Origin of the sequence: Membranihabitans marinus (assembly GCF_019802045.1) — a bacterium.
GTDB lineage: Bacteria > Bacteroidota > Bacteroidia > Chitinophagales > Saprospiraceae > Membranihabitans > Membranihabitans marinus_A.
On sequence record NZ_JAHVHU010000015.1, the window covers coordinates 88,187 to 109,548 of the forward strand.

The 21,362-nt window shown below is 43.9% G+C and carries 15 protein-coding genes; all 15 read left to right on the top strand.

Going from position 1 to position 21,362, the window contains the following annotated elements:
• Positions 1–504 precede the first annotated feature (504 nt).
• On the top strand, positions 505–3,639 hold the full coding sequence (locus KUV50_RS15380) for a SusC/RagA family TonB-linked outer membrane protein (RefSeq protein WP_222581069.1): 3,135 nt from the start codon (positions 505–507) through the stop codon (positions 3,637–3,639).
• A 12-nt stretch (positions 3,640–3,651) separates the two neighbouring features.
• Positions 3,652–5,478: a RagB/SusD family nutrient uptake outer membrane protein gene (locus KUV50_RS15385; RefSeq protein WP_222581070.1), complete on the top strand. Its 1,827-nt coding sequence runs from the start codon at positions 3,652–3,654 to the stop codon at positions 5,476–5,478.
• A 29-nt stretch (positions 5,479–5,507) separates the two neighbouring features.
• On the top strand, positions 5,508–5,906 hold the full coding sequence (locus KUV50_RS15390) for a hypothetical protein (protein WP_222581071.1): 399 nt from the start codon (positions 5,508–5,510) through the stop codon (positions 5,904–5,906).
• Between the two features lie 19 nt (positions 5,907–5,925).
• Positions 5,926–6,912, top strand: coding sequence for a DUF4466 family protein (locus KUV50_RS15395; protein ID WP_222581072.1), 987 nt, complete (start codon positions 5,926–5,928; stop codon positions 6,910–6,912).
• 161 nt (positions 6,913–7,073) lie between these two features.
• Positions 7,074–7,424, top strand: coding sequence for a hypothetical protein (locus KUV50_RS15400; RefSeq protein ID WP_222581073.1), 351 nt, complete (start codon positions 7,074–7,076; stop codon positions 7,422–7,424).
• Between the two features lie 33 nt (positions 7,425–7,457).
• Positions 7,458–9,884 carry a BNR-4 repeat-containing protein gene (locus KUV50_RS15405; protein WP_222581074.1) on the top strand — a complete coding sequence of 809 codons (2,427 nt, stop codon included), beginning with the start codon at positions 7,458–7,460 and terminating at the stop codon, positions 9,882–9,884.
• Between the two features lie 357 nt (positions 9,885–10,241).
• Positions 10,242–10,484, top strand: a complete 243-nt coding sequence (locus tag KUV50_RS15410; protein WP_222581075.1) for a hypothetical protein — start codon at positions 10,242–10,244, stop codon at positions 10,482–10,484.
• Positions 10,485–10,909: 425 nt separating this feature from the next.
• Positions 10,910–11,824, top strand: coding sequence for an amidohydrolase family protein (locus KUV50_RS15415; protein WP_222581076.1), 915 nt, complete (start codon positions 10,910–10,912; stop codon positions 11,822–11,824).
• Positions 11,814–12,599: an amidohydrolase family protein gene (locus tag KUV50_RS15420; RefSeq protein WP_222581077.1), complete on the top strand. Its 786-nt coding sequence runs from the start codon at positions 11,814–11,816 to the stop codon at positions 12,597–12,599. The genes KUV50_RS15415 and KUV50_RS15420 overlap by 11 nt, the downstream gene beginning before the upstream one ends.
• 379 nt (positions 12,600–12,978) lie before the next feature.
• Positions 12,979–14,349 carry a DegT/DnrJ/EryC1/StrS family aminotransferase gene (locus tag KUV50_RS15425; protein WP_222581078.1) on the top strand — a complete coding sequence of 457 codons (1,371 nt, stop codon included), beginning with the start codon at positions 12,979–12,981 and terminating at the stop codon, positions 14,347–14,349.
• 217 nt (positions 14,350–14,566) lie between these two features.
• Complete coding sequence (locus KUV50_RS15430) at positions 14,567–15,724, top strand: right-handed parallel beta-helix repeat-containing protein (RefSeq protein ID WP_222581079.1); 1,158 nt, start codon at positions 14,567–14,569, stop codon at positions 15,722–15,724.
• A 55-nt stretch (positions 15,725–15,779) separates the two neighbouring features.
• On the top strand, positions 15,780–18,824 hold the full coding sequence (locus tag KUV50_RS15435; protein ID WP_222581080.1) for a PVC-type heme-binding CxxCH protein: 3,045 nt from the start codon (positions 15,780–15,782) through the stop codon (positions 18,822–18,824).
• A 55-nt stretch (positions 18,825–18,879) separates the two neighbouring features.
• Positions 18,880–19,101, top strand: a complete 222-nt coding sequence (locus KUV50_RS15440; protein WP_222581081.1) for a hypothetical protein — start codon at positions 18,880–18,882, stop codon at positions 19,099–19,101.
• A complete protein-coding gene (locus KUV50_RS15445) occupies positions 19,082–19,531 on the top strand; it encodes a PIN domain-containing protein (protein WP_222581082.1) in 450 nt (149 codons plus the stop codon). Before KUV50_RS15440 ends, KUV50_RS15445 begins: the two co-directional genes overlap by 20 nt.
• A gap of 73 nt (positions 19,532–19,604) precedes the next feature.
• Positions 19,605–21,350, top strand: coding sequence for a neutral/alkaline non-lysosomal ceramidase N-terminal domain-containing protein (locus KUV50_RS15450; protein ID WP_222581083.1), 1,746 nt, complete (start codon positions 19,605–19,607; stop codon positions 21,348–21,350).
• Positions 21,351–21,362: the final 12 nt, after the last annotated feature.

Consider the following 21,362-nt stretch of genomic DNA (forward strand, 5'->3'; position numbering starts at 1 on the left):
CAGGGAGTCCGCTGAGCGACCTTGATGGCCATAATTGGCATTTCAAATTACACGAATTTGTTACGAAATATTGTATGAACTGGACTTCGCAGAGGGGAGCAATATCCACAGGTTTTTGAGCTGATTAGGAAGATTCGTTTTACAATTTTGTATATAATCTTGTAATAAATTAATTTTTTTGGAAAATATCAGTATCCTGATGAAAAAATGCGTGGTAAGTTTTAAGTCAGATTCCTTGGGATGCGCTTTCCTACGGCATCTCCTTTAGATGTGATAACCTTACCTGTAACCTTTTATTATCATAAATAATAATAGAAATAAGATTTCATTTCTGCTGTGCTAATGTTTATCAGTAGAATTTATTTGGTCGTTAAATTACTATAACATATATTGTGTACGTTAACGACAATTTTTGTTGGATAGACCTGATCATGTGAGTTGTGTGCAGAAAGGTCATACGATAGATCATAAAAAATTCTAATGATGATGATAAAACAACACTGTTTGTACATTATTTGTATGGCCTGCCTCGTAATGGGGTTGCCCACTAATTCACTTGGTGGTGCGAATTCTGTGCGATTTGAGGACTCATGGAATGTCGATGGATATGAATTGCGAAATGCAGCTAATACGACGATTGATATCCCGGTTATTTCGGTTGCTGGTACGGTGACGGATGTGGATGGAGAACCTTTGATCGGGGTCAATATTCAGGTGGAAGGAACGGACTTGGGTACATCGACCGATTTTGACGGCTATTTCTCTTTGGATGGTGTGGAAGAGGACGCTGTATTGATATTTACTTACATCGGGTATCAACGGCAAGAGGTGTCCGTAGATGGACGGACTACAATAGATGTTCAGATGGTATCTGATGCTCAGATGCTGGACGAGGTGGTGGTCGTGGGCTATGGGACTCAGAAGAAAGTAAATCTGACAGGTGCCGTATCTACGCTGAATGTCGATGATGCTATTACGAGTCGGGCGCTGCCCAATGCATCAAGTATGTTGCAGGGACTTATACCGGGGTTAGCGGTGAATCAGAACTCTGGCATGGCTGGTAACAACCAGGCAGAACTACTCATTCGGGGATTGGGAACGGTGAACAACTCCAGACCACTTATTGTGGTGGATGGGGTTCCTGATGTAGATATTAACAGAGTCAATATCAATGACATAGAAAATATTTCGGTACTCAAAGATGCCTCTTCCGCTTCGATTTATGGGTCTCGAGCAGCAAATGGCGTTATATTGATTACGACGAAATCCGGAAAAGGATCGACAGAAACAAAAATTACGGCATCGGTATCTTATGGAATGGAAAATCCGACAAAAGCCTACGAATTTATGGCTGATTATCCAAGAGCCTTAACGCTTCATCAAAGAGCGGCTGCAGTGAACACTTTACCTTCCAACTATATATATCGAAATGGGACTATTGACCAATGGATGGCTTTGGGCATGATCGATCCCAAACGGTATCCCAATACAGACTGGTGGGACATCATACTGCGCAAAGGGGAAGTTCAAAATTACAATGTAGCTGCAACCGGGGGGAATGACCGGTCCAATTTTTATATATCTGTCGGTGTCATGGATGAAAAAGGCCTCCAGATTAACAATGATTATTCACGATATAATGCCCGGTTTAATTACGATGCAAAGATTCGGTCAAACATGAATGTCGGCGTCCGATTTTCGGGTAATTGGTCAAAATATAAATATCTATACTCGGAAGGGTTTACAGCCAATTCCTCCGGCAGTCTTGATTTATATGCGGCAGTCGCTGGGATTTTGCCCTATGATCCGGAGACGGGATATTTTGGCGGTGTGATGGCTTACAATGAGAATACCCAGGCTTACAATCCCTATACCGATTATACAAACCGGTTGAATCACCAGGATCGTCAGGAAGCGAATGGTATCGCCTACTGGGATTGGTCGCCGCTCAAGGGATTGAAAGTTCGATTGGATTATGCACTGAATTACAGCAACCAATTTAGATGGAGAGCCGACACACCAAACCAGGCATATAACTTTCAGGCCAATGCATTTGGTCCTCGAATCTATGTAGGTGAAAATGCAGGTGTGGGAAATTATACCTCCACAGGGTATAAAACACAAATGTCTGGGCGGATCAATTATGACAAAACTTTCGCAGAGAATCATGAAATCAGTGCCATGGCTGCATATAGCCAGGAATACTGGCACAGCCGGGGCCTGAATGCGAGTCGAAATGACAGACTGCATCCCTCACTTCACGAAATCAATGCAGCTTTGAAGGATATTCAGTCTACATCAGGAAATTCAAGCGCAGAAGGATTAAGCTCGTACATTGGTCGATTCAATTACGTGGCTTTTGAAAAATATTTGTTGGAAGCGAACTTCCGGTATGACGGATCATCAAAGTTTTTGGATGATTATCAATTTGGTTTTTTCCCCTCAGCAGCCATTGGATGGCGGTTTACACAAGAATCCTTCATAAAGCCCATCGCGGATAAAATTAAGTTGTCCGATGGTAAACTTCGTGTCTCCTATGGAAGTCTTGGGAACAATAGTGGCGTCGGACGGTACGAGCAAAGAGAAACATTGAATGCCAGTAATTATTACGTGGACGGAAGTATCGTTAAAGGGTTTGTGAATAAAAAGATTGTGAATAGGAATCTTTCCTGGGAAGAAACTAAAGTCATGAATATTGGGGTGGATTTAGAGTTCCTGGAGAACAAATTGGCCTTTGAATTCAATTATTATGATCGTCTAACCACTGGAATGAACAGACCTTCGGATCTTTCCATTCTTCTGTCTGGTGCCTATCAGGCGCCTCGACGTAATATTGGTGATTTGCGAAACCGGGGGGTTGAAGCTGACCTGACCTGGCGAGATTTCAAGGGTGATTTCAATTATTCAATTGGGGTGAATGCCTCTTATAATACAACCGCACTGGAAGAGTGGAATGAATTCCTGGGACGCGGATGGGTTTTTCTAGATATGCCGTATCACTTCCTCTATACCTATGAGGATGATGGTATCGCCCAAACGTGGGAAGATGTCTATAACGCTACACCACAGGGGGCTAAGCCGGGTGATATTTTACGTAAAGACCTCAATGGCGACGGTCGCATTGACGGTAATGACCGTAAAGCAGATCCGAATGCCCAACGCGATCGCCCTACGACCAATTTTGCTATGAATGCTCAGGCAGCCTGGAAAGGGTTTGATGTTACTTTTCTAGTACAGGGTTCAGCTGGCCGGAAGGACTATTGGCTCAACAATTACAACAATGTAAATATCAAATCAACCCATTATGCCTCGACCTGGGATCATTGGAATAACCCCTGGACCGTTGAGAATCGAGACGGTCCCTGGCCCAGATTGTCTGGAAGTGGGAACAGAGTAGAGACCACGTTTTGGTTGGATGATCTGTCCTATTTGCGTATGAAAAATGTGCAGGTCGGCTATTCCCTTCCAAAGCCGTTTCTAAGTCGGTTTGGATTTTCAAATATGAGAATTTATGGCTCGGTGGAGAATTTATTTACAGTAACCGGTTACAGAGGGTTAGATCCTGAGAAAAGAACATATGCCAATGACGTATATCCTCTCAATAAGATTTTCTTGATGGGATTAAACATAGGAATTTAAAATATAGAATTTATGAAGCGGACAATAATATCGATTTTTACAATAGGGGTGCTGGGCTTGTTCTTTAATTCATGTACCAAAGGACTATTGGACCAGGAGCCTACGACTGAATTGGGTGCTGCAGCTTTTTGGCAAACGGAAGAGGATGCCACGACTGCACTGATGGGGGCATATTCTGAAGTACGCCCTATTTTTGACCGGGACTATCATTTTTCAGGTCATGGTGAATTTGTGAAAGTTTATAATACCGGAGCTGCACCGATCCGGATCAGTGTGAATAACCCAAGTAATTATGGAGGTGGAGCTAATGCGTTATATCAGGCCTGTTATGGGGCGATCAATCATACAAACTACGTGATTGAAAATATTGAAAAAATAATGCTGCCTCAAGCGGAGAATGAGGAGAAAGTGTCCCAGTTGGAGGCGCTCATCGGAGAAGCAAAACTATTGCGTGGGATGCTTTATTTTCGGCTTATTGCGCTATGGGGCGACGTGCCGTACTTTGGAAAGATTATTAACGACAATTCCGAGGTAGAGTCCTTATCACGTCTACCGATAGCGCAGGTAAAGGATTCGATACTCGCGGACTTTACCTATGCGTATGAGACCCTGCCTGAAAAGGCATCGCAGGTTGGTAGAGCTGCACAACCAGCAGCGCTCGCTTTTCGAGGGAAGGTTCAGCTTTATTGGGCATCCTGGAATAATTTCGGATGGCCGGAATTAACCACTTTTACACCCAGTGCAACCGAAGCAAACGAAGCATACGCCGCTGCCGCGAAAGATTTTAAAAAGGTTATTGAAGATTATGGATTACAGCTATTCCGGGGCGGAGAACCCGGGGAATGGGGTGAAATGGGAGAGGCAGAAGTATTGCCCAATTATTACTATATGTTTATTCCGTCCACCGGAAATGCCAATGAGGACGGTGAAATGATAATGGTGTTCACTCATGGTGGGACGGGAACGGGACAAAGTGATGAATACATGCGAGTGTTTACGGGGCGGTCAGTCGAAGGTTCTCAAAATCAAGTGAATCCGCGGTATGAAATTGCGGATCGGTACCAATCTACCATCACAGGCGAGTTTATGGAACCTTTGATTCCTATGAATCCTTCGGAGCCAAATGCACGGACAGCACCCAACTCAGCACTTAATCCGGAAAGCTACAGAAACCGGGATTACCGCATGAAATCCAGTATACTTTGGGATTATGAGAAGATAATGGGGCTGGCTTCACTAAAAGAAACAGGTTTTGTGCCGTTTATCTACAAAACCTGGTCTCAAGAGATCACCATCGATGGTGAAAAATACACCACCTTCAATGATGGAAGTACGAACCGCTCCGGGTATGACTTCCGGAAGTTCGTCCGGAACTATCCAGGACAAAATCGTAGTTCCGGAGACTATAATTGGCCGGTGATGCGGTTAGCGGATGTATATCTGATGTACGCCGAAGCAACGAATGAAATTAATGGACCGCAAACCGATGCGATTGAATTGGTTAATAAAGTTCGCCATCGTGGTAATCTGCCCCCGCTCAAAGCGGATAAAACCGCGGATAAGGACTCATTTTTCAAAGCCATCGAACAAGAACGTATTGTTGAATTATTGGCGGAAGGACACCGCGCTTTTGATATTCGTCGATGGCGCGCCATTGAACGGGTTTTTAGCCCTCCTTATGGCGATGGTAGATGGTTTGTCGATACTCATGGAGCGAAAAGAGAACGCTATTTTTTCAATGCCTCGGAAAGAACGTACGAAAGATGTTATATCTATCGAATTCCAGAGAGTGAAAGAGAACGGAATCCAAACCTAACACAGAATGAGCCATGGAAATAAGGTTTTTGAATAACATAAAAACAAATAATATGAAAAGGAATATAAACCAATTAGCATTCTTTTGTTTGACATTGGCTTTGTTGGTGAGCTGTCATAAATACCCTATTGACGAGGATGGATTGTTGATCACTGATCGATCAGAATGTTATGTCAGTAATTTTGAACTGCTGGGGAGTGACTTTAGAACGGTCCGCACGAAGGGAGCAGAAATTGATACCGTGGCTCAAACAATTGAAGTGGAGGTTTTTTTTGGCACAGATCTTAAAAATTTATATCCACAGTTCAGCTTAATTACAGATGCGAAGCTGGAGCCAAAAATTGAAGGTAAAGTTGATTTTTCTGATCTTGATAATCCGAGAAGGTGGACGGTGGTTTCTGGAAACCGAAAAGTCCGGAAGGAATATACTGTGTATGTCACAGTCGAATAACATCTAAAATCTAAATAATATGAAATCGATCTATTTTAATAGTATCTTGATTCTCTGCATGGCATTTATGATCATGTCTTGTGAGGAAGAAGAATATGCCATACCTCAAGTGCCCTCCGGCCTCCAGAATGATTGCATAAAGCATTCATTAGGTCCCAATGTGGTGGGACTGAATATGGAATTCGCCTATGCGATGGCCATCAAACCAGAAGAAGGCAAACTGACATCGGCAACGGTAGAAGCTTCTATTGAGGGGGCAGACGGTACTTTTTTAAGTAATAAGTCGTACCACACTGATGGTTCCGGTCAAGACATTGGCATTGAGGTGGGAGACTCTTCCAGGACCAATGGAAATACCACGGTGGTTAATTTTAACCGGGATACTTCTGCTGCTACCTTGCGATATTATTATACCATCCCTGAAGAAGCGCGCGGAAAATCAGTTACTTTCACCTTCTCTGCGACTTCAAGTAACAATGAAACTATTTCGCAGGTCATGGGACCTTACGATATTGCTGAAATGGATTTTGAGTTGGACCTCATCGCTCAGGACAGTGGAACGGCCTATATTTCCATTTCCGATATGCAAGTGTATACTTTTGAAGAAGCACAAGCCAATCCCGATAAAATTGATTTGATTTATCTTTATCGTTCGCTGGATGACATTTCTTTTGGCCATGCCTTAGTGTCACCATCTGCTGACTCAAAATACCTCCCTGATGTACTGGTTCCTGCGGGGGTAAATAACCATACCAGAATGGTGAAAGCATGGAATATCCGGGACCGGCACCTGGCGCGCTTGCAGTACGGCGAATATGTAGATGACCGGGATCTCCTGGAAATCGACTTTGAAGAAGCGGCCGATTATGCCATAAACATGAGAGAAGAGGCGGGCTTATGGGTGGAGACTGCGGATAATTCGTACAAAGCGTTTATCTTTATTAATTCGACGGATTCGGGCAGTAAAGAAATGACCTTGAGTATTAAAAGGATTAAAGTCAACTAATGCAGGATTAGTGCACGAACTCATATATGTTATACACTACTTAAGATTTCGCACACTAGTGAATTAACCCTTTGTTTGCCTGATGTAGCTACTGCAGTAATTTAGTATATAGTGAGCGGATACTCCGATATTCCACAATTGTTGGTGCCAATCATTTTCCAATGGCACCGGGCACGGTGAAAACGAATGAGCAAGTCGGACGGATCTGGACAGAATTTGATGATGTTAATCTCCTGGTCCAGGTAGTCGGTAAAAAGCCGATACCGCTCGTAGAAGAAGAGGGATGGCATGCCTGGTCTTATGGCGAAAGAGAAAGACGTACTTCGGTTTCTGCTGTATATAAAGGCGGGGGACCTTTTGTTTTTGTGTCCGTTCTTGTTCCATTTAAGGGGCCCAAAAGCCCCGAAGTTGAATTGCTCACTGCGCCTGAACAATTAATCGCAGGCATGAATCCCGTTGAATTGGTAGTAGAGGTAGCTAAACAGCAGTGGATATTGAAACGAACCGTATAGATATTAATTTGAGAGTTGGAAAAGATGAAGGATATGAAAAATTTATGGTACTCAAGCCTGAGTCTGGTCACTGTAATGAGTGTACTATCATTGGGTCTTCTGGTCAGTTCTTGTGTTCAGAGCAAGAATGGTGTGAAAAAGAATGTGGAGTTGAGTGAATGGACGCCACGGATCGGTGGCTGTGGGGGTGTTTTCTTTTATGCAGAAGAAGGGCCGTTGAATATCGAAATTGAAAAAGAGGACTTGTTTCCATCCAAAAATCCGACTGCAATGCGAGTCATCCTGACCAGTCCGGACCGGGAGGTGCTTTATGATAAATGGATTCCGAAGAGTGAATTAGCTGCCGGGGTCGATACTGATCCCGGGCAGCTTTTGCAGTTGAATGCAAATGTGGCACGTCCAGGGGTCTATGCCTTAATGATCACCGCAGCTTATGATCGGTATGGAGAAAGAATAAGATGGCGGTTCCGAACCAATTGTGAAAAATACATCATAGAAACCTCCCGCGGTCACAAGGATGCCAGGCACAAAGAGCCGATCGTACTGAATGAATCGGGCGTGGCATCGGATGTGTGCTTTTTGCCAAAGACCGATGCTTTTGATATTCGCCTCACCCATCTGGACGAAAATGTAAAATCTGTGGAATTAAGAGATGCGAAGGATCGAACCGTTGCTTTGTTGATTGTCCAAAACGATACCGCTGCCTATACCGTCGGGCCCGGGGAACGGGAAGCTGTTCCGTGGAAACTCCATTTCCCAAAAGCGCAGGCCACAGTGGAGATCGAGGGGGTAACGGAATGGAACGATGATGAAGGAACCTGGTTTTTTGAGAATTCACATGGAGCGCTTTGGACACCGCATATTGACAGTTGGTTCTCGTTTGAAAAACATCGATGGCTGGTTACACCGCACAATCGCCAGATGTATGGACAGCCTGGAGAGCAACAGTCAATGGCATTTAAAGTCTACAACAATGGAGAGGAAGCCAAAAAAGTGGATTTGAGTCTCGAATTTCCTGATAAACCATGGACCGTTGCGCTTTCCGACGATGAAGTAACCATCGAACCGAATGAAGAAAAAGAAGTCCGACTCACCTGGATAACTGATGGCATCGATCGTATCGTGCACCTCCGGGCCTCTCATGAGGAGTACTCTACCTATTCGACACTGTATGCCAATGCGGGAGACTCCCCGGTGGCATCTTCCATTGAAATGCCGTTGGTTCTCCAACCCTATACGCATGAACACGAACAATTTGGTTACTTGCCCGATTACCCCCTGGATAATCAGATGTATTTCAATACGAACAACGCACCCTTTGTTCGGAATGAAGACGGCGTCTCATCCATACACCGTGGTCAATGGACCGATGTGAAAACAAAATCGGCAGCGGGATCGATCATGGCATTCGATAAAGACGGTGATGTTTACACCTTAGCCAAAGAAAAGGGACAGGCCTTTTTATTGCACTCTACAGATGGAGGAAAGAATTTTACATCGTATGCCATACCGGGTAATTCCTCGGGATCGTCTTTTGACATGGAGCAATTTACGGGCCACAATACGCCGTCAGGGCCGCCGCCCATCACGAGATACACCCGCAAAAAATCCGATAAAGAACATTTTTGGCGCAGGTATGGGGACATGGAGTTGCTGATTCCGAAAAAAACCGACCGAGGAATAGAATGGGAAGAGCCGGTATTCATTTCTGAGGAATGCCTGGGTGTATCATCACATTCTGGTATTCCTTCTTCTGTAGTATCCAGTGGTGATAAAATCTTTCTGTGCTGGGGAGAAGCATCAGACCCGGAAGCAAGCCAGGAAGAAATACCTGGAGTTCCCGTGTTTGCCACGACATACCATAAGACCGAAAAGCGATTGGAAGAGCCCGTCCTGGTTGGCTTCGGTGCGCCGCCCAATGATGCGCATAACATACCAGGCATAACCATGGACAGTGAAGGTTATCTGCATATCCTGACGGGGACCCATGGCAGACCATTTCAATATTCACGGTCTTTGGAGCCGGAAACTACGCAGCGTGGTTGGACGAAGGCAGAGCCTATCATGGAGACAGATGGATCCCGGTCCACGCAGACCTATATAGGTCTGGTGACCGGCCTGGACAATACGCTACACGTCGTATTTCGTTTGTGGCAATATAATACGGAATATTTTCCAGATAATTACTTTGCTTCCTTAGCCTATATGTCAAAGAAGCCCGGAGAACCCTGGTCTGAACCGCAGCTTTTGGTGGTCGCTCCTTTTTCGCATTACAGTCTCTATCGGCACCGATTGACCATCGATCGGGAGGACCGGCTGTTTTTATCTTATTTATATTGGTCCACCTATTGGTTTTACCGGAATGATCGGCAACAGAATCAGCGGAGCTTGTTGATGTCGCCGGATGGTGGAAAAAGCTGGAAGATGGCGGGTGATGCGGATGTGGGGGTGGAGCAGTGAGAAATCGTTTGAATATAAGAATATCTGATATCAATTGGCGGGAGACCTTTAATTCCCTTGCTATTTGTGCCTGTGAAATATTGTCCTCGGTCAATATATAATCCAACAGCTCCACCGGATTTAAATCTTTTTTGTAATCGATCTCACGAGACTCGTATTCATCAATTATTATCTCAATTAATTCGATCTCTTCCCGATTGGCATCATAATCTTTGATCGTTAGTTGTTCATGAATTTCACTATATCGATTTTACTGATCCTTTCCTGTTATCTTTTTATATTTCATATTATGAGGTTTTTGCAACATTATGAAACCTCGCAAAGATTTCCGAAATTGTGAAATAAAATTGAATAATTATGACAACAGTAGATAAAATACGCAGTGGCCTGATTGACAAAATTCTGACCATTAAAAACAAAGATTTTTTAGTGGCGCTTGATAATCTGATTTCTGCAAGCTCCGTAGATAGCGAGATTGTGGAACTGACCGCTGAACAAAAAGAAATGCTCGAAATGAGCGAAGCGGACATTAAGAATGGAAGATTAATTTCCCAAGAAGCTATGGACACACGAAATCTCGAATGGTTAAACGGACTGTAAGATGGACACGAACAGCGGATATTCAATATGTTGGAATACTTGAATATTGGGTCAAACGGAACAAATCGAATATGTATTCGAAAAAGCTGATTAAAATCGTAGCGAACTAAACAAATTGCGGAAACGCCTTTCATTTATAAGTCAGCGGAATTTAAAGATACAAGAGTTGCATCGCTTGGCAATTTCAGCATTTTCTATAAGACAACTGACGAAGAAATAATAATCATCGCATTCTGGGACAATCGGCAAGATCCAAAAAAATTATATCGAGTTTTGAAAGAATCATGAGCGGGACCGAGGCGGAACCCATGACTTGCACCGAAGTGATCATTTGGCCATTTGCTCGCAGAATACCCCATACTTTACCCGTTATGTTATAGCAGAAATTTTTATTTTGCATGAGAGCAATGATCTAAATACTATAAATGAACAGACGAAAATTTTTCAGAGATGCCGCCCTTTCCGGTTCCGGCGTATTGCTGGGGCAAGGTTTGATGGGGAAAGGACCGGAAGAGCAATCCGAAAATGAAGCTGAAGTGAACTTGATGGACGAAGTTCGTAAGTACAGAAAGATCGATTCTCATGCGCACGTTTACTTTTCAGAGGACAGTCCGCGAGTACAACTGGACTTTGCCGACCGATTGAGCATTGATAAGCTGATGATTTCCGTTAATATAGCTCCTCACACCAAAGGGACGCCGGAACAGTTTCGTAAAAACAATGATCTCGTGATCCGCTGTATGAAGGATCATCCGGATCGGTTGTTAGGGACAATGGTGTTGAATCCGACCTATCAGAAAGAATCATTGGAAGAGATCGACCGGTGTGTGGATGCCGGGATGGTGGGTGCCGGTGAGCTCTATAACCAGTTGAAAATAAACGATCCTTTGTATTATCCCATCATTGAAAAACTCACCGATCTGAATATGCTTATCCATATGCATTCTGCCATTGGATATTCAAGAGTTACACTCAATGAGCGGGAACCTAAGAATATCTCTTTGCCGGAGGATTTTGTGGAAATAGCCAAACGATACCCGGAAGCTATGTTTCAGTATGCGCATATTGGGGGAGGTATTGACTGGGAAAATTCATGTAAAGTTCTCAAAGATTCACCAAATGTATATGTTGATGTATCAGGAAGCAACAATGCCGCCAATATGATCGATTTTGCAATGAAATACATCGGGGAGGATAGACTGCTTTTTGGATGCGACAGCAGTTATTATCAAGGGGTAGGTCATATGTTCGCTGCGAAGTTAACGGATGCACAACGCAGAAAGATTTTTTTCGAAAACTACAATGATATCCTCAAAAAATCAGGAAACCATGTTGATTGATAGTAATGCATATATAGGACACTGGCCGTTTCGTAAATTTGAATACAACACCCTGGAAGCTTTGTGGGGAAGAATGAAGGAGTTTGGCACGGATGCATCGATAGTGAGTAATCTCCATGGAGTTTTTTATAAGAATACGCAACATGCGAATGAGGAATTGCATCAGGCTATAGGCAGCAAAAGGGTCTATAAGGACCGGTTCATTCCGTTTGCGGTCATCAACCCGATTTATGGGGGGTGGCGTGATGATTTTGAGGTCTGCACCTCCGATATGGGGATGCAGGGAATCCGGCTTTATCCAAAGTATCACCATTACGATATTACCCATCCTTCGTGCGTCGAGCTTGTAAAGATGAGTCGGGATAAGGGTCTTCCTGTGGCATTTTCCCTTCGAATGGTGGATAATCGGACGAGTTCCTGGATCGATATCGAAAAAGAATGGGCATTGAAGGATATGATCCCGATCATTAAAGCGGTGCCGGATGCGAAATATATTATCTGCAATGTAGCCAACAGTACTAATCTCAGCGAGGAGGATTTGAAGTTGTTCAAAAAAACGGATACATTGATGGACTCCTCGGGAAGGGCACTCATAGATTGGCCGGGATTGCTGACAAAATTTGGAAAAGAAAAGTTCTGTTTTGGCAGTCAATCACCCATTCTTGATTATTGTTCGGGGTTGTTGCGGATAGAATCCCTAAGAGAACGAGAGGCTGACGAAAAAACAAAAGAGTTGTTGCGGTCGGGAAATTTAATGAAAATGCTGGAGATATAAGTCACGGAGTGTAGTATAGGTTTAGCATCTTTTTGCTCCGTGCCTATAGGCCGGGGAGAGATGAAAGTGCAAACAATGGATTTAGCCCCTAAATCCCGCAAAAGTCAAACATGACCCAAAATTGGGCTATGTTATATGCCAAATTTTGGAAATTAAGCAATTGATGCACTGTGTATTATGCGTAATAATAGGTTGACGTGGTGAATAAAGCGGGAAATGCTATGTTGTTAATGGTTAAATCCAAATAAGATATTGCCATTCTAACCCCGGCATCCCCAACTCGTTGGGGACGGGGCAAAAGTCATCCTGGCATTATACCCTCTTTTCCGCTAAAGAGGTTCGGGGTTTAATCCCATTATATAATGTAAAAAAAATGAGAATGAAAAATAGTCCACTAAACCGAAGAAAATTTATAAAAGTCAACGCTGTAGCAGGGCTGGGCGCATCGGTTGCATTGAGCCATTCACCCACCCACGCATTTGACATTATTAATAAAGTAAATCAGACACCGGCCATTCTGGGTGGGAATCCTATGGTGGATCACGATTGGCCCTCCTGGCCGATATGGAATCCGGAAACAGATGAGAAGCGGCTTCTGGAGGTCATGCGCAGTGGCGTGTGGTCCAGAAAAAATGTGACTATCGAATTTGAGAAGAAATGGGCAGAAACCATTGGGAGCAAAAGATGCCTCGCATTAGTCAATGGCACCAATGCCTTGAATACCTCGTTCGCTAACCTGGACATCGGATGGGGCGATGAGGTGATCACCACACCGTATTCTTTTATCGCATCAGCTCAAAGCATATTATTCAATGGTGCCATTCCGATATTTGTGGATGTGGATCCCAAGACTTTTCAAATAGACCCTTCAAAAATAGAAGAAATAATAACAGACAGAACTAAAGCTATCCTCCCGGTCCATATTCTCGGATTGCCTTGTGACATGGACCCTATTATGAAAATAGCCGCTAAGCATGATCTCAGAGTGGTCGAGGATGCCTGTCAGGGTTGGCTGGCAGAGTATGATCACAAAAAGGTCGGCACCTTTGGTGATGCCGGTTGTTTTAGTTTTCAAAACTCGAAGAACATCCCAATTGGTGAAGGTGGTGCGATTGTATCCGACGATGATGAATTTATGGACCGGTGCTATTCCTACCACAATTATGGTATGCCCTATGGATCCACAGAAAGAGGGGCCGAACCCGGTGCGGTCCTGGCAGGAACTAAACTGCGGATTACCGAGTATCAATGTGCCATCGGATTGGCTCAGCTGGAACGGCTGGAAGAGCAGACTGAAAAGCGAAGCGATAATGCAAGATATCTGCGAAATAAAATCAGTGAAATATCCGGTATTGTCCCCTATGAATTATATCCTAAAGTGACTCGTGCTGCTTTCCATTTGTTCCCATTCCGGTATATGAAAGATGACTTCAAAGGTTTACCGAGAGGAAAATTTCTTGCTGCACTCCGGGCGGAGGGAGTGCCTTGTTCTCCGGGATATACTCCACTTAACAAAATGCCCTTTTTAGAAAACACCTTTAATTCGAAGAACTTCAAAAGATTCTATGCTGACAAGGATTTGAATTATGCGGATTACCGCGAAAGAAATGAATGTCCTTTGAATGATGTATTGTGCGCTGAAGAAGCGGTCTGGATTCCTCAGTATGTGCTTCTGGGGTCAAAAGGAGATATGGATGCTATCCACGCTTCCATTCAAAAAATATATAATCACGCCGAAAAGCTGAAATAGTATTCAGATACACTGCGTAATTATCGGATCATTAACGCTTATGAGATGACTGTCTGCAGGATGAAATTATTTTTTTTAATTAAGATCGATAGAAATTTGATCTAGCCTTGTAATCATTAGATTGTGTACGCTAACGCAGGAAGTGAAGGTGGAATCTCTTGACTCCTTGTATCGTTGATTTTTTGGATCTTTATAGGGTATGAAATTATCGGGAAAAATGGAACATAACAGAAGAGATTTTATTCGAAAAATAGGGGGCTCATCCGTTTTATTCGGCATTAGTGGAATGCTTTGGGCTGGCCATAGGATAAATCCAAAACATGGTTTGGGTGATTCTGGTGCTGCTTTTGTGGGGGACACCTGGGTGGATATCGATCATCAGACTTATGGTGCAAAACCAGATGATGGAAACCAATTAGGTGGAGGAACCTTGTATTCTGATCATTTTACGAAAGGCGACTACGAGCCCACCGATTTAGATGGATTAATTGAAGCTCTTTCACAAGCAAAACCGGGCGAGGTTGTGTTTATCCCGGATGAAACAGAGATTGATCTGACTACCTACATCTATATCGATCAATTTGTGCTGGAGATTCCTAAGGGGGTAACCTTGGCAGGAAATCGTGGTCACGATGGTTCTAAAGGAGCTTTGCTGAGTAGTGATGCGTTGAAAACACCGATCCTGATCCGTGCTCTGGGATCAAACGTACGGATTTCCGGACTCCGCATTCAGGGTCCCAATTCCAAAAGGTATATGGCACACCATAAAAAATCTTTTCAACCCGGAGGGCCTCGGCATGCCTATTACTACAAGTTTCCTGTATCCAATGGGATTGTTACCGAGTATGGAAACCTCGAGATTGATAATTGCGACATCTCTGCGTTTTCCCAATCCGGAATTCAGCTCAACAAGGGTGAGTTTCACCACATTCACCACAATTTTATTCATCATTGTCAATACAATGGGCTGGGGTATGGAATCAGTCATAGTACAGCTTCATCCATTATCGAATATAACTTGTTTGATTCCAATCGGCATTCAATAGCTGGCACCGGTGAACCCGGGTGCAGCTATGTCGCTCGCCACAATGTGGAATTGGGTATTTCCCTGAGTCATTGTTTTGATATGCACGGCGGAAAAGACCGAAAGGATGGAACCGTTATTGCAGGTACCAACATTGAAATATACAACAATACCTTTCGGGCACCTCAATTTGCGATCGGAATACGGGGCGAGCCGGAGAATGATTGTAAAATCTATCAGAACTGGTTTGTCAGTCATCAGGCGGAAGATGAGGCAGTTCGTCCCTATCCCTATGAAAAAAGAGATGTTTATGATAATGTCTATGGAAAAGACCCGGGGCCACCCAAGTAAATGATGAAACAACTTTCTACCCTTTTTAAGACGTATACTTAATATCTACCAACCAATGTTCCCTACTTTTATTAATTCAATTCCCCGGTTCTTCCTGGTTCTTTTGACAGGTATGTTCCTAAGTTGTTCCCAAAATAATTCGAACATTGAGTACATCAAGGGAGCACTTCCTCCCGCAGAAGCCATCTCTACACTGGAATTGCCCCCGGGATTTCAAATCGAATTACTGGCGTCAGAACCCTTGATTTCTGATCCCGTCGATATGACCATTGATGAAAATGGCAATATATACGTCGTAGAGATGCATGGCTATCCGCTGGACAAAAGTGGACAAGGGCGGGTAAAGCTTCTTCGGGATACCAATGGTGATGGAATGATGGATGAGAGTGTGGTATTTGCAGACGGGTTAATCTGGCCATTTGGCATTATGCGTTGGAAACAGGGTGTAATTGTGGCGGATGCACCTTATATCTTGTATCTGAAGGATGAAGATCGTGATGGGGTATCCGAATCAAGGGATACGCTCCTAAGTGGATTTGCATTTTCGAATGCTCAGATGAATGTGGGCGGTCCTATTTTCGGTTTGGACAACTGGATATATTTAACCTCGGAGGCGGGGGGTACTTATCAGATGTACAAAGAGCTTTTCGGAAAACTGGGAACGGAGATCATTTTTCCAGATGCCCTTGAGGGACAGACTATTTCTGCGCAAGGGAGTGGCCGAACGGTACGTTTTAAGCCGGACACTCATGAGATGGAACTGACCTCCGGATCCACTCAATTTAGCCGGGCATTTGATCAATGGGGCCGGCATTTACTGAGCAATAATTCCAATCATGTCTATCATGAAGTGCTGGCAGCACCTTATCTGAACCGAAATGAAAATTTATTGGTCCCCTATTCCACAAAAACTTTATCGGATCACGGTTCACAGGTGTATTCCATTACTTCACGACCACAAAAGCAATTGCTGACTAATGAAGGTGTCTTTACTTCTGCTTGCGGGATCACTGCCTATAAAGGCGGTGCTTTCCCGGCACCCTATGATCAAAGTATCACTTTTGTCGCTGAACCGGTTAGCAACATTGTTCATGTGGATCTGCTGAAAAACGATCAATCAAGTTTTACGGCAAAACGGATCGGGACACCTACTGAAGAATTTTTGGCATCAACGGACTACTGGTTCCGCCCGGTTAACATGTATGTCGGCCCGGATGGGGCGTTATATGTTTTGGATTATTACCGACAGATTATCGAGCATCCCGAGTGGATGTCTGAGGAAGCGATAGAATCTGGAGATTTGCTCAATGGTAACGACATGGGCCGGATCTACCGAATCACTGGTCCGGGATCGGAAAAAACGGATTGGAATGCTGAATTGCCGTTAGGTGATAAAACTACTGCTGATTTGATACCTTTTTTAGCCCACTCAAATAGTTGGTGGCGGCTGAATGCACAGCGGTTGATCATTGATCGCGATGACGCATCTGTGGGACCCGAATTGATCAAACTACTTGATGAGTCCACAGATTCATTAGGAAGATTGCATGCCTTATGGACGCTGGAGGGACTGGGGCTGATCGATCAGGATATAATAATACAGGGACTAAATGATCCCACGCCAGGTGTCCGGGAAAATGCTGTTCTAATCGCGGAGCGTCACCTCCAGGAGTATCCGGAGTTGACTTCTATTTTAGCTAAAATGGAAGCTGATCCCGATCCCAGAGTTCGGTTTCAGTTGCTGTGTACGCTGGGCTATGATGATTCGGACGCATCCAAACAAGCACGATATAATATTTTATTAAAGGACCTGGCGGATCCCTGGGTTCAGATTGCCGCTTTATCTGCGGACTCATTCAAATCAACGGACATACTGGAAGAAATGATCAGTAACTATGGAAGTGGAAATAATTCGCAGTATAACGCTTTGATTTATCGGCTGAGCGAGCTCCTGGTCACAGGAGGGGAGACTAAGGCGATCGGTTCTGTGCTGAGTACTGCTGTTCGTCACATCCAAACGGGAAGGCAACAAAGCTGGGAGTCAGCCACGTTAAATGGCCTGTCGAAGGGGCTCAATGCGAAGAAGAAACCCATCCGGGAAATCGATGCCAAAAAACCCGAACTGTTGGCTATTTTCCTGAACAATGAAAATGCCTCTATCCGGAAGTCTGCGTTCAATCTAATGCGCTCAGCAGGGATCTCTGATCTTCCAAAAAATAATCCGGAACTGGAATCCAAATTGTTAACCAGGATTCATGATAAAGAGTTGCCGGGGGATCGCCGGGCTGATATTGTAGAGTTTTTAAGCCTGACCTACCCACATAAAAATCTTGATTTTTTTGAAGCTTTGATTCATCCGGAAGAGGATGTTGCGGTACAATTGGCTGCATTGACTGCTCTGAATACGTTGGACGGGATAGAAATGAGTCATTTTGCGATCACGAATTGGGAGAAGCTATCGCCCCAAATCCGGAGTGCCGCGGTACAGGCTCATTTATCCTCTGCTGAACAAGTGAAATTATTTTTGGATGCTATCGAAAAGGGGGATATCCAGAAGTCATCGGTTGATTTTTATCGCCGGGTGCGGTTTATGACCTATGCCGATGATGCCATAAAAAGACGTGCAAGAGCTATATTTAGTCAAAAAGAAGAAGGGGAGATCAATGCAGCGTATAAAGGGGCGCTTGATCTAAAAGGTGACCGCGAAAAGGGAAAGAAAGTGTTTGAAAAGAGCTGTGCCATTTGTCATCAGGTCGATGGTGAACTGGGTACAGCCATAGGCCCAGACCTCAATACGGTGTATAGCTGGAGTCCGGAAGGTATCATGTCGCAGGTTCTATTCCCCAATTCATCCGTGACAGTGGGCTACGAATTGTGGGAAATAGAGCTCAACGATGGGGACAGGATTCAGGGCGTTATCGCCAATGAATCACCCACAGCGATCACGGTACGGAATGTGGGAATGGATGACCGGGTGGTAAGTCGCACTTCCATCAAATCGTTGAAGTCGATGGATTATTCAATGATGCCGGGCGGATTTGATGAAATCATAGGTGTCGAAGAGATGGCGGATTTGATTGCCTTTTTAAAGGGAAGATAAATTAGATATATTTGATTATATTAGTCAGTCATGGAAATTCATCAAATTATAAATAATGAAAGTTGAACGACAAAAAGACGAAATCGTGGTGAGATTTTCAGCTGGAAAAAACGCCTCAAAAATCCAATCCATCTTAGATTATCTAAGGTATGAAGAACTAACTTCAAAATCAAAAGCTACCCAAAAGGATTTGGATCTTCTGTTGAAGGAGACGAAAAGGGGAAGATTCGACAAAATCATAATAGAAATGGGACTTGATGAAAAAGATTATCGTTGATTCCAATATCCTCTTTAGTGCTATTTTAAACGTCAATAGTAGAATTGGGCAAATGTTAATTAACGGCGATAGGTTTTTTGACTTTTACTCCCCAAAATATGCGAGGACAGAGATTTTTGATCATCAGGATAAGATCAAGGAAATCGCTGATTTGACAACTGAAGAGTTTCTTGAAACCTATGAATTGATTACGAAAAATGTTACAATTCTAAACCACTCAATTCTTCCTGAAAAGCATTTAAAAAAAGCCTTTGATTATTGCCATGACATTGATATTGATGACACAATTTTTGTAGGCTTTTCAGAATATTTAAAGACCAAATTATGGACTGGAGATAAAAAGCTAATCAAGGGATTGCAATCGAAAGGGTTCAAACGAATCATCACTACAGAAGAGCTATATGAAGAGTTTATAAACCTTTTCATGTGATAAAAAAATCAAAATGAACTTAAGATTAATATTTATTTCAGGTATTATGATTTTAACATTAAATCATAACCTCTTGGCACAGAAATCAACTGATCAAAATCTTATTCAAGTTGGTATTGCTATGGGTGATATTACCCCCTCGACGCCGATCCGGTTGGGCGGATACGGAGCACGGAGTAAGGCGGAAGCTACGACAGCTATGCATACACTGGAAACAAAGGTTCTGGTGCTGGGTGCAGATCACGAGAAACCAGCTGTGTTTATCACTCTGGATCTGGTGGGATTATCTGATTATATGACCACAAACATCGTGGAAGGGATCCGAAAGAGCAGAAACATTGATCCTGCGCAGATCGCGATCAGTGCTTCCCATACCCACGGGGCTCCTGAGGTGGGAAATATTATAAATATTCTTCAGTACCGGGGGGAGACATTTAGTGATTCATTGCTTTCTCAGGAGCAGCTCAATCACATTGCAAAGTACAATGATCAGATTATAGCTACCGTACTGGAAACAGTAGAACAGGCTTTTGAGGATCGCCAGCCTTCCATCGTGGCCTGGGGGCAGGGTCAGGCGGGTTTTGCAAAGAACCGGAGAACTGAAGGCGGCCCGGTTGATCCTGCATTGCCAATGATGAGAATCACTAGTCCGGAAGGGGGCTTACGTGGCGTATTGCTGAACTATGCATGCCATGGAACGACCCTCACCGGTGCGGTTAATGAGATTCACGGAGACTGGATCAGCGAAGCGAAATCAATTATTGAAACAAGACACCCCGGTGCTTTAGCCATGATAGCCATTGGTTGCGGCGGAGATGCGAATCCCAATCCCCGGGGCACCATCCAGGATATGAAGACTCATGGAATTGAAATTGCAGACCAAGTGGATCGGTTGCTAAATGCACAGCTGGATACGCTAACCTCTGTTCCTGAGTGTAAAATGAAACGGATCGATCTGCCTTTTAGCGAGATACCCACCGTGGAGGCCCTGATCGTTGCGGCAAATAAAGATCAAACCATAAAAGGATATTATTCCCGGCTGGCATTGGACCGGATTATGAGAGGGAACCCCATACCGGAAACATTGTCTTATCCGATCCAGGTATGGGCGTTTGACGATGAAATGGCCATGGTGAATCTGGCGGGTGAAGTGGTGGTGGATTATTCCATCCGGTTAAAAAATGAATGGGGTGCGGAGATGCTTTGGGTGAATGGTTATATGAATGAGGTCCCATGTTACATTGCCTCCGAACGGGTTATTGAGGAAGGCGGGTATGAAGCGGAATCGAGCATGTACTATTACGACAAACCTTCGCCTTTCTCGACCGAAGTGGAAGATCTTATCGTCAATGCGGTTGATGACTTGTTACCAGCTCGTTTCAAAGAAAACCGTCCTGAGACCAACCGATTAAGAAGCGTTTCTCCGGAGCAAGATGGCGCTATATATTTGCATGCATCGGAGGCGGAAAGCATCGGTCCCAATATAAAATACATGCCCGAATGGAAAGCCTTTGGCTGGTTTAATACGGAGGATGCAGCGAAATGGGAAGTGAATGTAAAGAAGCCCGGGAAGTATAATGTGTATTTGGAATGGTCGGTTGATGATGCCAGATCCGGCAAAACATTTGAATTTGGAAATAAATCCGATCGGATCACGGGAAAAATAGGAAAATCAGGTTCCTGGTTTACCTTCCGGAAAGAGTTGATCGGCACGATATCGCTTCGGCCTGGGGTGAATCAATTGGTTTTTAAATCCGGAGATATCCAGGAGAAGGGGGCCATGTTGGACTTAAGGGAGTTGGTTTTGGTTCCTGAATAAAATCGTATTTAA

Coding starts and splice junctions, on each gene's coding strand:
- KUV50_RS15390 (WP_222581071.1), top strand. CDS start 5,508: ATGAAAAGGAATATAAACCAATTAGCATTCTTTTGTTTGACATTGGCT.
- KUV50_RS15385 (WP_222581070.1), top strand. CDS start 3,652: ATGAAGCGGACAATAATATCGATTTTTACAATAGGGGTGCTGGGCTTG.
- KUV50_RS15405 (WP_222581074.1), top strand. CDS start 7,458: ATGAAAAATTTATGGTACTCAAGCCTGAGTCTGGTCACTGTAATGAGT.
- KUV50_RS15410 (WP_222581075.1), top strand. CDS start 10,242: ATGACAACAGTAGATAAAATACGCAGTGGCCTGATTGACAAAATTCTG.
- KUV50_RS15425 (WP_222581078.1), top strand. CDS start 12,979: ATGAAAAATAGTCCACTAAACCGAAGAAAATTTATAAAAGTCAACGCT.
- KUV50_RS15435 (WP_222581080.1), top strand. CDS start 15,780: ATGTTCCCTACTTTTATTAATTCAATTCCCCGGTTCTTCCTGGTTCTT.
- KUV50_RS15430 (WP_222581079.1), top strand. CDS start 14,567: ATGGAACATAACAGAAGAGATTTTATTCGAAAAATAGGGGGCTCATCC.
- KUV50_RS15400 (WP_222581073.1), top strand. CDS start 7,074: ATGGCACCGGGCACGGTGAAAACGAATGAGCAAGTCGGACGGATCTGG.
- KUV50_RS15440 (WP_222581081.1), top strand. CDS start 18,880: ATGAAAGTTGAACGACAAAAAGACGAAATCGTGGTGAGATTTTCAGCT.
- KUV50_RS15415 (WP_222581076.1), top strand. CDS start 10,910: ATGAACAGACGAAAATTTTTCAGAGATGCCGCCCTTTCCGGTTCCGGC.
- KUV50_RS15445 (WP_222581082.1), top strand. CDS start 19,082: ATGAAAAAGATTATCGTTGATTCCAATATCCTCTTTAGTGCTATTTTA.
- KUV50_RS15395 (WP_222581072.1), top strand. CDS start 5,926: ATGAAATCGATCTATTTTAATAGTATCTTGATTCTCTGCATGGCATTT.
- KUV50_RS15420 (WP_222581077.1), top strand. CDS start 11,814: ATGTTGATTGATAGTAATGCATATATAGGACACTGGCCGTTTCGTAAA.